Origin of the sequence: Desulfovibrio sp. (genome assembly GCA_016208105.1) — a bacterium.
In the GTDB taxonomy this organism is placed as follows: domain Bacteria; phylum Desulfobacterota; class Desulfovibrionia; order Desulfovibrionales; family Desulfovibrionaceae; genus Fundidesulfovibrio.
The window spans coordinates 49,529-63,578 of the sequence record JACQYS010000029.1; the positions used below are offsets into that span (position 1 = coordinate 49,529).

Annotated in this window: 15 protein-coding genes; 3 read left to right on the plus strand and 12 right to left on the minus strand. The window is 56.1% G+C overall.

All coding sequences use genetic code 11. The features are described from left to right. Positions 1–56: 56 nt before the first annotated feature. Positions 57–515 (minus strand): cupin domain-containing protein, encoded by a 459-nt coding sequence (locus HY795_17605; GenBank protein MBI4807035.1) that lies wholly within the window; start codon positions 513–515, stop codon positions 57–59. Between the two features lie 394 nt (positions 516–909). Between HY795_17605 and HY795_17610 the strand changes: the two genes are divergently transcribed. Further along, positions 910–1,491 carry a DUF2087 domain-containing protein gene (locus HY795_17610; protein MBI4807036.1) on the plus strand — a complete coding sequence of 194 codons (582 nt, stop codon included), beginning with the start codon at positions 910–912 and terminating at the stop codon, positions 1,489–1,491. A gap of 67 nt (positions 1,492–1,558) precedes the next feature. Here the strand turns inward: HY795_17610 and HY795_17615 are convergent, their stop codons facing one another. From HY795_17615 to HY795_17665, 11 genes are all read right to left on the minus strand, one after another. Then, the gene (locus HY795_17615) at positions 1,559–2,482 is read right to left on the minus strand and encodes a manganese-dependent inorganic pyrophosphatase (protein ID MBI4807037.1); all 924 of its coding nucleotides are present in this window, start codon (positions 2,480–2,482) and stop codon (positions 1,559–1,561) included. Between the two features lie 99 nt (positions 2,483–2,581). Next, positions 2,582–3,238 carry a PTS sugar transporter subunit IIC gene (locus tag HY795_17620; GenBank protein ID MBI4807038.1) on the minus strand — a complete coding sequence of 219 codons (657 nt, stop codon included), beginning with the start codon at positions 3,236–3,238 and terminating at the stop codon, positions 2,582–2,584. Positions 3,239–3,384: 146 nt separating this feature from the next. Continuing rightward, positions 3,385–3,840, minus strand: coding sequence for a PTS sugar transporter subunit IIB (locus HY795_17625; GenBank protein MBI4807039.1), 456 nt, complete (start codon positions 3,838–3,840; stop codon positions 3,385–3,387). A gap of 2 nt (positions 3,841–3,842) precedes the next feature. Beyond that, the gene (locus HY795_17630; GenBank protein ID MBI4807040.1) at positions 3,843–4,280 is read right to left on the minus strand and encodes a PTS sugar transporter subunit IIA; all 438 of its coding nucleotides are present in this window, start codon (positions 4,278–4,280) and stop codon (positions 3,843–3,845) included. Between the two features lie 10 nt (positions 4,281–4,290). Continuing rightward, on the minus strand, positions 4,291–5,175 hold the full coding sequence (gene rapZ, locus HY795_17635) for an RNase adapter RapZ (GenBank protein MBI4807041.1): 885 nt from the start codon (positions 5,173–5,175) through the stop codon (positions 4,291–4,293). 101 nt (positions 5,176–5,276) lie between these two features. Beyond that, positions 5,277–5,729 (minus strand): PTS sugar transporter subunit IIA, encoded by a 453-nt coding sequence (locus tag HY795_17640; GenBank protein ID MBI4807042.1) that lies wholly within the window; start codon positions 5,727–5,729, stop codon positions 5,277–5,279. Further along, positions 5,729–6,268: a ribosome-associated translation inhibitor RaiA gene (gene raiA, locus HY795_17645; protein MBI4807043.1), complete on the minus strand. Its 540-nt coding sequence runs from the start codon at positions 6,266–6,268 to the stop codon at positions 5,729–5,731. The genes HY795_17640 and raiA overlap by 1 nt, the downstream gene beginning before the upstream one ends. A 42-nt stretch (positions 6,269–6,310) precedes the next feature. Then, complete coding sequence (rpoN, locus tag HY795_17650) at positions 6,311–7,750, minus strand: RNA polymerase factor sigma-54 (protein MBI4807044.1); 1,440 nt, start codon at positions 7,748–7,750, stop codon at positions 6,311–6,313. Between the two features lie 116 nt (positions 7,751–7,866). After that, positions 7,867–10,200 carry a glycosyltransferase family 39 protein gene (locus HY795_17655; GenBank protein ID MBI4807045.1) on the minus strand — a complete coding sequence of 778 codons (2,334 nt, stop codon included), beginning with the start codon at positions 10,198–10,200 and terminating at the stop codon, positions 7,867–7,869. After that, a complete protein-coding gene (locus HY795_17660) occupies positions 10,188–10,739 on the minus strand; it encodes an HAD-IIIA family hydrolase (protein MBI4807046.1) in 552 nt (183 codons plus the stop codon). Before HY795_17660 ends, HY795_17655 begins: the two co-directional genes overlap by 13 nt. Further along, positions 10,736–12,373 carry a CTP synthase gene (locus HY795_17665; protein ID MBI4807047.1) on the minus strand — a complete coding sequence of 546 codons (1,638 nt, stop codon included), beginning with the start codon at positions 12,371–12,373 and terminating at the stop codon, positions 10,736–10,738. Before HY795_17665 ends, HY795_17660 begins: the two co-directional genes overlap by 4 nt. Positions 12,374–12,509: 136 nt before the next feature. Between HY795_17665 and HY795_17670 the strand changes: the two genes are divergently transcribed. Continuing rightward, the gene (locus tag HY795_17670; protein MBI4807048.1) at positions 12,510–13,322 is read left to right on the plus strand and encodes a phosphoribosylformylglycinamidine synthase subunit PurQ; all 813 of its coding nucleotides are present in this window, start codon (positions 12,510–12,512) and stop codon (positions 13,320–13,322) included. 247 nt (positions 13,323–13,569) lie between these two features. Beyond that, positions 13,570–14,031: a tRNA-specific adenosine deaminase gene (locus HY795_17675; protein MBI4807049.1), complete on the plus strand. Its 462-nt coding sequence runs from the start codon at positions 13,570–13,572 to the stop codon at positions 14,029–14,031. Positions 14,032–14,050: the final 19 nt, after the last annotated feature.

Genomic DNA, 14,050 nt, shown 5'->3' on the forward strand with positions numbered 1-14,050 from the left:
TTTTCAGCGCAGAAGGCCGGCCGCGACAAGCGGCCGGCCTTCTTTGTTCTACGCCGTTACTTCACCATGTTCGCGTCGCCGCCCGGGGGAAGTTGCGGCGTGTAGATGGAGAGAAAACGCATGTTCTCATTGAGTGCCCGCGTGTCGTGGACCACGCCGCGAGGATTCACGTGAACATCCCCCTGCTTTACCGCCACCCATTGGCCATTCAAGAACAACTCCCCGCTGCCCCCAACGACAATGACGATTTCATCAGCTGTGGAGTGATAATGGGCTCCAGCCGTGAACCCTTTGAGAATCGTCCTGAGCTGTACCTGCGACCTGGGCGATGTGAAGATCGTATCCACATCAATGCTTGGTTTTTCCGGCAATTGCCGCTTGGAGTAGTATTGATCAAGGTTAATCAGAAGCGCCTGTTCCGGTTTGGAATCAATGAGCCCTTTGGGAATTACCTGGGCAGAAGCAGGGACGGCAACAAGAAGCGCGAGCATGGCAAGACCAATCATTTTCTTCATGCGGTTCTCCCTTCGTTACTTGTTGTCTGGCCATGAGCCGATAACGGACTCCATATTCCACTGACGATGCCTTGCCTGTCTCACTGAACGCACCTCCTGGATAGCCGTTTGGCCTCAAAAGGCATTTATGCGGGTTAATGGGCTGAATTTCCGTCGGGAAATGCAACTTCAGACATCTTAGGGCATCCTCGTGAAGTGCATTGTTGCCTGTTGCAAGATGCCAATCGGTTTCGTATAGCTACCCCCGGTCGGCAGTTCACCCAGGCGTCGCCGCCCCTTACGGGGAGCTAAACCTGCCATTTCCTCTTCGATCGACACCTTATCCCGTGCCGAGTCGGAAGACGGCGACCACCGGCAATCCATTCCTGGATAGGCGCGCTTGCGAGGATAAGCGATGTCTAGAACTCCCCTTCCCTTACACGTTGAGGACATCTCCGCCATGGCACGCTCCTTGCGCGACCAGCTCAGTGCGTGCGATTCCACGCCTGGCCATGTGGAGCTTTTGAACATGCTGGCCCGGTCCACCGGCTACCGGAACTTCCAGCATTTCCGGGCGATTGCTGAAGGGCAAACCCGCCTCGCTCCCCCTGATCAGCGTACACCGAACGACGATTCGGCAGGCAACAAAAGCGAAGTTGCCACCGTTGATTCGGCCAAAGTGCAGCGCGTGGCGCGCTACTTCAATCCGGGCGGGCAACTGATACGCTGGCCTGGAAAGTACAGCCACCGCGAGCCCTGCCTATGGGTACTGTGGTCACGATTCCCGGCCCGCCAGGACATGACCGAAAAGCAGGTGAACGAGCTGCTTCTGGCTGGCCACCTGTTCGGTGACCACGCCCTGCTCCGCCGAGAGATGTTCGACCGTGGGATGCTGTCCCGAACGCCCGACGGCCGGGTCTATCGGCGCATCGAACAGGAGCCTTCACCCGAAGCCCTGGCCTTGCTCCAGATTCTGAGCGAACGCCAGACCAACTAAATCCAAACAAAAAAGCCCGGAGCGGTTACCGCTCCGGGCTTCATCATTTCGCTAAGTCTTGGTGCTACTAGGCGCCGAAGACCTTCTCGAACTTGGGAACCACGTCTTTCTTGCGGCTCATCACGCCGGGCAGCCACACCGAGGTGCCGGTGGGCTTCACGCCGAAGGCCTTCTCGACCACGGAGGCGTCGTCGGAGACGATCAGCATCTCGGTGCCTTCCTTCATGATGTCGGTGAGAAGCAGGAACACGGAGTGCAGCTTCTTCTCGGCCTTCACCTTGGCGATGTCCGCCTGCAGGTCGGCTTTGTACTTGTCCAGGATGGCCAGGTCCACCACTTCCAGCTGGCCGATGCCAACGTTGGTGCCGGACATGCTGAAGTCCTTGTAGTCACGGAAGACCAGGTCGCGGATGGGGGTGCCGTCCACAGCGGACTTCACCTTGAACATCTCCATGCCCAGGGCCATCATGTCGGACACGCCAGCGATCTTGGCCAGCTTCTCACAGGCCTTCTTGTCGGCAGGGGTGCAGGTGGGGGACTTGAACATGACGGTATCGGACAGGATGGCGCACAGCATGATGCCGGCCATGTTCTTAGGGATCTCGATGCCGTAGAAATCGTACATGCTGGCGATGACGGTGCAGGTGCAGCCGGCGGGCCAAACCCACATCTCCAGCGGGGAGGAGGTGGTCACGTCGCCCAGCTTGTGGTGGTCGATGACGCCCAGGATCTCGCCCTTGCCGAGGTTGTCCAGGCTCTGGGCCAGATCGGAGTGGTCCACCAGGATGATCTGCTTGCCTTCGGCGTCGGTGATAATCTCAGGGGCCTTCACGCCGAACTTGCCGAGAACGAAATCGGTCTCAGGGGTGGTTTTGCCCTGAGCGGCGGCCACGGCCTTGGTGCCGCGCTTGGTCATCAGGTCGGCCACGGCAATGGCCGAGGCGATGGAGTCGGTATCCGGGTTTTTGTGTCCAACGACATATGCTGCCATGTTCGAATCCCTCCTGAGGTGGTGTGCAAAGTTAACTTGTGGAAAATATCACAAAGATCATCTGTTGCCAAGACCCTCGTCCAAGATTGAACGCACGGACTACAAAAACATGCGGCTGGCCACAGCCAGGGCCACCCCACCCAGAAGGATGGCGTAGGCAGGACGATGCCTGAGGGAGAGCACGGCTCCAACGCTGGCCACAACCCAAAGATGGGGCCATTTGAGCGGAATGCTACCAAGCAAGGGCGCGAGCCTGGGCAGAACAAGGTGCATGATTGCCAAAAGCCCGGCCAAGGCCATGGTAAAGGCCACGAAATTCAGCGGCAGCATGACCATGATGGCGCGCCTGGTAAGGACTCCCGGGCCAGGCGTATGCTCCGGACGCTTGGCCCAGAGGAGGAGGCGGTCGAAGGCGTGGTTCTCGTATTGGCGGTGGTAGCGCTCAAGAAAGGTGAAAAGCCTCCCCAGGGGCAGGGCGGCAAGCATTATCACCGCCGCAAGGGCGGGCGAGGCAATGCCGAAGAGCCACATGACAGCAAGGCTGGCCAGTGCCGGAGCCAGGGAATGCGGGGGGATGATGGTGCCTGCCGGGAATATGTCCAGCCAGAGAAGCTCGAAGAAAAGGGTCACGCCCAGGCTCGTTGCCCAGTCCCCGGTGAAGAGCCCCCACACGAAGCCCACGGTCAGCGGCCTGTCGAGCAAAGGCAGGTTGATCAGGAAACGAAAGCAGGAAAAGAGGGCAAAAAAAAAGCGCAGGCGAGGATGAAAGGTATGTCAGTGGCGTTTAATTCCATCAGTGTGTCCGGTTGCGCTCAATCGTTACCTGACGATGCCCGAAAAGAAGGGAAAAGAAAAGTCCGGGACGCAAGAAACCGCCAAGGCACGAGACCAGGAAGCGGTTTTCAAACAATCTCCACGGAATCGCTCGGGATGCACCGGTAATCCAGATCAACGTGTTGTGACTTGAGAAAGCTCAGGCACGCCTCGTCTTCCTTGCTCAGAGCGATGTGCTGGCAGATCTGCTTCTTGCCAGGCCCATAATGCAGATTGCCCAGGTTCAGACGCGAAAAGCTTAGCCCCGCCTCGAATGCCCGCCTGGCGTCCGGACAGGAGGCGAACAACACAAGAACGTCCTTTCCCACGATAGTTTTCCCGGACAAATAGTCTTGAATATTCTTCACAGCCACGAAGGCGATGTCCACCCCGAGGGGGATGGCTATGGACATGATCTGCTGGCGCAGTTCGTCCTCAGCCAATTCATCATTGGCCACGACAATGGACCTGGCGTCGGTGAAGGGAAGCCACGCCTCGATGATTTGGCCATGAACCAGCCGGTTGTCGATACGAACCCAGAACACTCCTATTCCCCGGAAACCTTTTTCCGCAGTATCTCCCCAGCCACAACAATACCCTGAACCCCCGCGGTTTTGGCGTCCGCGGAAAGCAGCTCCAGCGCCTTGGTCCGGGTCGAGAGGATTTTTATGAGCATGGGCAGATTCACGCCGGTCACCACTTCGATACGGTGCTGGCCGATGAGGGAAAGTGAGAGGTTGGTGGGTGTGCCGCCGAACATGTCGGTGAGGATGATGACCCCACCGCCCTGGTCGACTTCCTTGATAACCCGGTTCAGCTCTTTCACGGTCTCGGCGGTGTCCACGCCTACGTCCACAGAGACAGTGCCGGTCTTCTCCTGCGGGCCGATGATCATCTCTGCGGCTTTGAGCAGTTTATCGCCGTAATCCGTGTGGGTCACAATGACCACGCCCACAGGGGGCGGGACAGGAATAGTGTCGTTCATCGTTGAAATATCAGCCTTTTTCTATATGACGGTGTTCCAGGGAGACTGTGTATCCCGCCTTTCGCAGCGTGTCAAAGACGGCCTCGGCAGTGGCCACGGAGCGGTGCCTGCCACCGGTGCACCCGAGCGAGATGGTCAGGCGGTAGCGCCCTTCCTTTGCATACAGGGGAATCAAGTCGGTAAGAAAGCGTTGAAACTTCGGCATGAACGACTTGCCCTCTTTGGAGCCCAAAACGTAGTCCACTATGCGCTTGTCCTGCCCGGACAACGGTTTGAGGTTCGGGTCAAAATAAGGGTTCGGGAGAAAACGCAGGTCAAAAAGAAGGTCGGATTCCGTTGGTATGCCGTATTTGAACCCGAAGCTCATGATGTGCACTTTCATTGCCGGGCCTTGCCCTTCAAGGAACTGCCACTTGTCCTGAAGCTGGCGGCGCAGATCGTGAATCGAGAAGTCCGTGGTGTCCATGACCAGGTCGGCGGCTTCACGAAGCGGGGTCAGGCGCTTTCGCTCCTCTTCAACAGCCTCTCCCAAGCCATACCCTTCCGACTCGAGAGGGTGCGGCCGCCTGGTGGTCGCGTAGCGGCGCATGACTTCCTGGGTGGACGCCTCGATGAAGATCATCTGGGGCAGGTTGCCCAGGGCTTTAAGTTCCTCAAGCGCCGGTTCCCAGCCAGCTTCGAAGTCCAGCTGGCGCATGTCCATGCCCAGGGCCAACCCCCTGTACCGGGTGGCCGCCTGGGACTCATAGAGATTGACCAGTTTCGCCATGAGGCTGACAGGAAGGCCATCCACGCAAAAATAGCCGAGATCCTCGAAAACATTGAGGGCCGTGGACTTTCCTGATCCGGAAAGACCCGTGATGACAACAACGGGCAGTCTGACAGGGTATGGCATGCGGCCGGCTCCTTGGGCAAAAAAATCCCCGTTCCGTTGTTAAATCGGAACGGGGATGAACGCTAGCACATCATCGAGCGATAATCATTACAGAATAATGATCAGGCGTGGCTGGTGAGCACCCGCCAGAGGCTATCGCTGTCCTGGGCATCCAAAAATGAGCCACGAAAGCTCTCATCCGAAAGAAGCCTCGATATCTGGGCCAGAATGCGCAAATGCATGCCCGCCACGTGTTCCGGAGCGAGCACCAGGAAGAAAATGCGGCAAGGCTTGTGATCGAGGGATTCGAATTCCACCCCCGTCCTGCTCCTTCCGGCCACGATGACTATCTCCTTGAGAGAGTCCATCTTGCCGTGAGGAATGGCTACTCCGTCGCCAATGCCGGTGGTCCCCAGGTTCTCCCGGTCCATAAGGACCCGCAGGGCCTTTTCCGGATCAAGGTCCGGGAAAGACTTCGCAACGGGAGAAACCAATTCGGCCAGGACCTCCGGCTTGTCGGTAGCCTTGAGGTCATCAAGCACGAAATCCTTGCGCAGATACTCCCCTAACCGCATCAGAGTGTAACTCCAGGGTCAATGAGACCGTAGTCGCCGTTTTTGCGCTTATAGATAACGTTTACGCGCTCCGTCTCGGAATTCAGAAACACGAGGAACTCATACTTCATGGCCACCAGCTGCTCGGCGGCTTCCTCCACTCCCATGGGTTTGGGATTGTATTTGTCGGATTCCTCGATGGAGTGGACCTTGCCCTCATCCGTAAAGCTGATGACCCCCATGGTGACGGGTGAAGAAGCGGCCTTGCGGCGGTCCTTCATTTTCTCGCGCATCTTGCGCACCTGGGCCTCGAGCTTGTCGGTGATCATATCGATGGTGGAATACATGTCGTCGGACCGCTCGTGGGCGGAGATGTGCATGGCGTCCGCATCGATGATCACATCCGCGATCTGGCGGGTCTTTTCCACCAGAAGGGTGACCACCACCTCGGCATTGTCGGAATTGGGCATGTATTTGGCCAGCTTCTCGAAACGCTTGCTGGCGTATTCGCGAAGGCCGGGGGACGGTTCGAAATTCTTGAAATGAAAAGCGATGTTCATATCTTCCTCCAAGGTCTAAGCCACAGGCGAACTGCGGCTGGATTACAAGACGGCTTTGCGTTTGGACGAGGAGTCGATACCCATGGCCATGCGGTATTTGGCCACGGTTCGGCGGGCGATGTTCACCTGAAGTTTCTGCTTGAGGATGTCCGCTATCTGCTCGTCGCTTATGGGCTTCTTCTCGTTTTCTCCGGAAATAAGCTGCTTGATGAGAGCTTTCACCGATTCCGAGCCGACGGACGTGCCGTCGTCCAGTTCCAGCGAGGAGTTGAAGAAGAATTTCAGCTCGAAGATCCCGTGGGGCGTGGCCACGTATTTGCTCGTGGTAATGCGGCTCACCGTGGACTCATGCATGCTGATGTCGTCGGCCACGTCTTTCAAAATAAGGGGCTTTAGTTTCGTCACCCCTTCCCTGAAAAAGGCGTTCTGAAATTTAACAATCGATTCCAGCACCTTAAACAACGTGCGTTGGCGCTGGTACAGGCTCTTCATAAGCCACTGGGCCGAGCGCATCTTGTCCTGAAGGTATTCCTTGTCCTTTCCCCCGCCCGTTTTGCTGAAATCTTCCATGTAATAGGGAGAGAGCTGGAGCTTGGGCAGGCCGTCCTCGTTGAGCACTATGACGAAGTCGTCTCCGTACTTGTACACGAACGCGTCCGGGCTGACATACACAGGCTCCGAAGAGCTGAAGTGCGAACCCGGGAGGGGATCAAGCGTCTGGATGATGTCCAAGTAGTTCTTGATGTCCTCGAAGGTGATCCGAAACTTCTTGGCGAGCGGTTTATAACGCTTCTTTTCGAGATCTTCCAAATGATCGCGCACGATTTCCAGGAGCACGGGATCGGTGTAGCCGTAGACCTCCAGCTGGACCAGCAGGCACTCCTGGGGCGTACGGGCGGCCACGCCCACAGGGTCGAACCGCTGCAGCGCATAGAGAACCTTCTCGACATGCTCAGTTTCGGTTCCGGTTTCAGCGGCGATTTCCTCCACCGTGGACTGAAGATAGCCCATGGCGTCGAGGTTGCCTACAATGACGTCCGCGATGGCGCGTTCAACATCGGTGAAGGGAGAGAAGTTTATCTGCCAGGCGAGATGCCCCTCGAGCGATGTCTTTGAAGCGAGCCTGGCTTCGAAAGACATGCCCTCTTCCGGGGCTTCGTATTCGCGGACGGTTGCCTGGCGCGACGTGGACGCGAAATCGCCGATGTAGTCGTCCCACTCGGCCGTTTTTTGGAGTTCGCGATGCATGGCCCCTTCGTCCGTGGTGGCATCCGGGGCATGGGAGTCCTCGGTGATGGTCGGTTCGGGACGTTCCTCATCGACCATGACCTCTTCCAGCAATGGATTCTCCAGGAGTTCCTGCTGAACGGTCTCCATCAGTTCGAGGCGGGAAAGCTGCAAAAGCTTGATGGCCTGCTGCAGCTGGGGAGTCATCACCAGTTGCTGCGAGAGCTTGAGTTGCTGTCTGAGCTCCAAAGCCATTGTGCGTACAGGTCCTCGTGAAAGTTTGGGCGACTAGCAAGAAAAATGCCGAAGGCGTCTCAAAACGGTGTTTTTATGCATCAAATTCCAAGGTCGCGCAAGCTTTATTACACGGGTCAGTACAATAGGTGGCCATCTACAGGAGGCTTGCTATAATTGAGGAGGAACCGTCCAAAGGCCAAGGACAAAGGGCGCTTATCCAGTTCGTTCAAGACAATTTGCCCTTCAGGCCCTCCCTTTCCATTCCATTTTGCGTAATGAATTACTAGCTCATTATTGCCCACACGAGACTGCAACGGGAGGTAGATATTGGTCCATTCCTGCAGCCAAGGATGAGCACTCATATTCGATATATCTTTGACCATTTCCCCATTGAACTCTATCCAAACTCTTTGATCAGGAAATGGATTGTTCAAAGAAAGATCCAACACTATTTGCTGTGACATCTGCGTATAAAAAAGGACACGAGTCTCTGGACCCTCTGCCCACCTCCATGTTCCAACTCCATCTCTCTCTACACCTTCAATTCCAGCTTCATTCAATCGCAATGAATGCGAAACAAATGACTCCTTGTCTACAGAATTGCAATAGAAATTTAAACCCCTAAGACGTAATGTACCTGTTGCATTTCCAGTCATTGTAGGAGCGGAATGGTCTGCAATCAATTCAACTCGAACATGAAAATCTTGGAAATTTGAATTCTTTGCGATGATGAGTCTTCGAGTCTGAGACGGCTCAAGATTATCTAACACACAGCCAACAGTCCAGTCATCGGAGTCAAAACGGTAAAGAATTTTCACTGAGTTCTTACGGTTGGTAGACTCAACGTGCATGTCCACAGCGATAAAATTCGGCGAAATGGAATTAGCAGTATTAGAAAAATGATACTCTAAGACGCCAGGTTTTTCTGTTGAATTTGGAATAACAGAACAGCCGAAATAAGGGTCAAATGTAATATTAGAAAACCATGAGGCGTTCTTGAGAAGTTCATCAGGTCGAGCACGCAATGCGAGAGAATATGGAAGGGTCGTGACCACCTGCCTTGGAACACGGTCCAACTCTAGATAATACAACTTTGCAGATCCGAACTGTGTTACAGCTGTAACCCTATCGAAATATCCAACAAAATCCCCATCACCACTAGAGAATGCACTGTCGTTGAATCGAAGAAAACAAGCCCGAAGAAGGGGATCACCCAACAGGTCTGGCCAATGCTTCGTTAACGCACGTCCAGAAAATTGATTTGAATACCAAGCAGTACAATCTGCATCGTATCCATCCTGGTATACCCACATGGCACGACCATCTAAAACAGATGGGACGGCTTTAGCCCACTGCTTATACTGACCACTATGACTAGACTCTTCATAGAACCGTTCGTAACGAACGTAAAAGTTAAATATAAAAAAAAGTCCGCACAACGCAATACTAGCACATGCAGCGTACCTATCGCGCAATAAAGTTGACAAGCCATAGGACAAAAGCAACACTGAAACTGGCGTGACTGCGAATAAATGCCATGCATTAAAGTAACTTCCATAACGCATAGCTCCAAGAATCATTACTGGAGTCATCAGAATAAATAAAAAATATAAAAACTGTACTGAGTTGTCCTGGAGAACCCTGCTCGCCCCCAAGACACACAGGACGAATGCAGTAACTAAAAAGACTGGCGCCTTATTATCCCATAATCCTTCGTATAGTTTATAGAATGTTTGAATTATAGCGTCAGAAAAAGTCGATGTTGACACCTGGCTTAAAGGCGTATGATAGAATAACAAAGCAGGAATAATAGCAAGCGATGCACCTATGCATAGATTGACAATAAACTTTGTGCGATTATTACTCTTACGAATGCATGCAAAAAAAATAAACACGTAATTAGAAAAAGTAAATAAGAAAGTAGAGTAGTGCCAGAGTCCGAGAAGTGCATTCCATATGACCATTACACGGAAATTTTTATCGGAATAATCCCTCAGGTATTTTACTCCGGCAGCAAGCGTCATGCAACTCAAAAGGAATATGATCGCATAAGGCCTCACTTGCCTGGACATGAGCAGGTGGAGGGGCATACCTGACACAAACGCTGCCGCTAGCAACGCGGCAGCCCCATTCCCAGCTATCCGAATCAATTTGTAGATAGCATAGACAGAGATCGTTCCACAGAGTGCCGATGGCAGGCGAAGGGCAAAATCGGATATCCCGAATTGTTGAACTGCTTTTATGGCCAGATAGAAATATGGTGGATGAAAATCTTCCGTCCGTGCCCGTTGCAGAATGTACTCCACAGGTTTAGAGGCAATAAGCGGTACAAGTATCTCATCCCACCACATAGATGGGACTTCAAGTGCATAGAATCGAAGAAAGAAAGAGACGCTAAGAACAAACCATAGCGCGACTCGCGTGAGTAACGAGTCGTGCTCTTCACCTTTCAAATCTATCCTTTCCATTTCGAAAACAGCCCCCCAGACTTCCCCTGTCCCATCAGAAGAAATCGCACAGCGTCCCGAACCGCACCGCCTCCGCCCGGGAAGCGGGACACCCAGGCGGCCAGGCGCAGAATCTCTGGCTGGGCGTCGGCCGGTGCCATGGGCAAGCCGATGCGGGACATGATCTGCGCGTCGAGCCAGTCGTCGCCCATGTAGGCCACCTGGCAAAAGGACAGGTTCTTTTCGGCAAGAAGCTGTTCCAGGACCGGGAGCTTTTTGAGATGCCCGCCGTGGAATTCCCGGATGCCGAGTTCCTGCAGGCGTTGCCTGGCCTGGACGTTGTCCAGGCCGCTAATAATGGCCACTTCAATCCCTGCAAGCTGGCAGAGCTTCAAGCCCATGCCGTCCTGGATGCCGAAACGCTTAAGCCCGTGCCCCTCGCCATCGTGCAGGACGGCGTTGTCCGTGAGCACGCCGTCCACATCGAGCACCAGAAGCTTTACGGACTTGGCCAGGGCGAGGGCCCGGCGCGAAACGCCGGGCCGGGCAAGCCGCCTCATGAAGTCTTGCGGGCCTTCTTGGCCGCACGCACAAACTCGGTGAAGAGCGGATGCGGGCGCATGGGGCTGGATTTGAACTCGGGGTGGAACTGGCACCCCAAAAACCAGGGATGCTCCGGCAGCTCGACGATTTCCACCAGGGATTCGTCCGGCGAAAGCCCGGAGAAGACCATGCCCTTCTCTTCCATGCGGGCGTAGTAGGCCTTGTTGAACTCGTAGCGGTGGCGGTGGCGTTCCTCGATCTGGGGGGCTTTATAGGCCTCCATGGCCTTGGTGTCGGGCTTGAGCACACAGGGATAGGCCCCCAGGCGCATGGTTCCGCCCATTTCGGAATCAGCGTCGCGCTTCTCGATCTTCTTGGTGCGGAAGTCGTACCATTCGCGCATCAGATAGATGATCGGGTCCGGGCTTAATCTGTTGAATTCCTCGGAGTTGGCTTCAGGCAGCCCAAGGACGTTGCGCGCGAATTCGATGCAGGCCAGCTGCATGCCCAGGCAGATGCCGAAAAACGGCACCTTGTTCTCGCGGGCGTAGCGGATGGCAACGATCTTGCCTTCCACTCCGCGCGTACCGAAGCCCCCGGGCACCAGGATGCCGTCCAGCGCCCCGAGGCGTTCTTGCACATTCGCCGCAGTGACTTCCTCCGAATTGACGTAGACTAGGTTGAGGCTCACGTCGCTTCCCACGCCCCCGTGCACCAAGGCTTCGTGCAGGCTCTTGTAGGCCTCCTTCAAGTCCACGTATTTGCCCACGATGCCGATGGACACTTTGCTTTCCGGGTTGGCCAGCTTGTGCGTGAGATCCTGCCAGGCGTCCAGTTCTGCGTTTTTGGCAGGCAGGCGCAAGAGGATTGCAATCTTCTGGTCCACGCCCTCGGCGTAGAGCTTGAGCGGGAGCTCGTAGATGTTTTTCACGTCTACGGCAGTGAATACGGCGTCCGGGTCCACGTTGCAGAAGAGCGCGATCTTGGACTTGAGCGACTGGTCCAGGTCGATTTCCGAGCGGCAGATGATGATGTCGGGCTGGATACCGATGGAGCGCAGTTCCTTGACGCTGTGCTGAGTGGGCTTGGTCTTTAATTCACCGGCAACCCGGATGTAGGGGATGAGCGTCAGGTGGATGTAGAGAACGTTTTCCTTGCCAAGGTCCGAGCGCAGTTGGCGAATGGCCTCCAGGAAGGGCTGGCCCTCGATGTCGCCCACGGTGCCGCCGATCTCGATGATGGCCACGTCCTCGTCCTTGGCCACGCCCAGGATGGAGCGTTTGATCTCATCGGTGATGTGCGGGATCACCTGGACGGTTCCGCCCAGGTAGTCGCCCCGGCGCTCCTTCTGGATCACGGTGTTGTAGATGCGCCCGGAAGTGAAGTTGTTGTTCTGGGACATGGCCACGCCCAGGTAGCGCTCGTAGTGGCCCAGATCCAGGTCGGTTTCGGCGCCGTCGTTGGTGACGTAGACCTCTCCGTGCTGGAAGGGGTTCATGGTGCCCGGGTCCACGTTGATATAGGGGTCGAGCTTCTGGATGGTCACCCGAAGCCCGCGAGCCTGCAGAAGCGCGCCAATGGAGGCGGCGGCCAATCCTTTGCCAAGGGAGGACAACACGCCTCCGGTAACGAATATGAACTTGGTCTTCATAAGCCCTAGCCTCCTTGGGGCTGTCAAAAGTGTAAAACCCCCGCCCGGTTGACGCCTCACGCGGGGGCACGTAATGTCTGCGGATACGTCTAAGCGACCGGTCCGATTTTTTCAAGAAACCCCTGGAGCATTGTTCATGGCCCAAGTTAAGACACTGGTCATTACCGGCTACGGCACGAACTGCGAGACGGAGTCCGCTCATGCCGCCAATCTGGCCGGTTCCGACCAGACCGACATCGTCTATTTTTCCGATATTACCGCCGGACGGGTCCGCCTGCCCGGGTATAATTTCATTATTTTCCCCGGCGGATTTCTCGACGGCGACGACCTGGGTGCCGGGCAAGCCGGCGCCATCCGCTGGAAATACGCCAAGTCGGCCAAGGGTGAAACCTTGCTTGGCCAACTGAAAACTTTTTTTGAAGACGGCGGCATCATCCTAGGCATCTGCAACGGCTTCCAGCTTCTGGTGAAGCTTGGGCTCCTGCCCGCCCTGGACAAGAAGTACTTCGAGCGCCAGGTCACTCTTTCCAACAACGATTCTGGACGGTTCGAAGACCGCTGGGTCACGGTGCGCGTGAACAAAACGAGCCCCTGCGTGTTCACCAAGGATATCGACCTGCTCGACCTGCCCGTGCGCCACGGCGAAGGCATGGTCATTCCTTTGGACAACGCCACCCTCTCCCGCATTGTCACCGAGAACCTGATCGCGCTGCAATACGCCGATCCGGCCACGGGGCGCCCGACCATGGAGTACCCCGGCAACCCCAACGGATCGCCCATGGCCATCGCCGGACTCACAGACCCGTCCGGGCGCATCCTGGGGCTTATGCCGCACCCAGAGGCTTTCAACGACCCGACCAACCATCCCGGCTGGACCCGCGGCGAAAAGCCCCGTCTGGGCATATCCATTCTGGAAAACGGTATTCGTTATCTCAAGGAAAACGCTTAGAGTATCCGGCGGGGAGCCCGGCTCCCCGCCTTACCCAAATCTTCGCCCCTGACGCGAAGCCAAAAGGGATTCCAAAGGGACGTGTCCCTTTGGCCGCCGGAGGCATCCCCCGGCCTCCTTTTCGACCTCAATCGGGCGGCGGCAATCCCTGCGCCCTCTCCCTGCGAGGCCATCAGTGAACATTCTCCAAACGCCAGCCGCAATCTTCACACAGCCGCCGCACGGATGGAAATCCTGGCGCCTGGTCATGACGCGGGCGCTCAAGCAGGCCTGGCGGGCCGGGAAAAGCGGCGAGGCCCCAATCGGGGCAGTGGTGATAGACGCCGCCTCGGGCAAGGTGCTGGCCGAGGCCTGCAACGGCCCCATCGCGACCAACGACCCCACGGCCCACGCCGAAATACTGGCTTTGCGCCAGGCCGGGCAGGAGCTCGGCAACTACCGGCTTGGCGGGGCGATCCTGGCCGTCACGCTTGAGCCGTGCATCATGTGCCTGGGAGCCATGGTACATGCGCGCATTGGCGGCCTGGTTTTCGGGGCGCGCGACCCCAAGGCCGGGGCCGTGGTCTCAAACCTGGACGGCCCGAACCTGCCTTTTCTGAACCACCGGTTTCCCGTTCTGGAGGGAATTCTGGCTGGCGAATGCGGAGCGACGCTTTCACGGTTTTTCTCGGCGCGCCGCAAGGAAAAAGCCGCCCAAAGCGGCCCATAAGAGGCTTGCCAACAAGGCC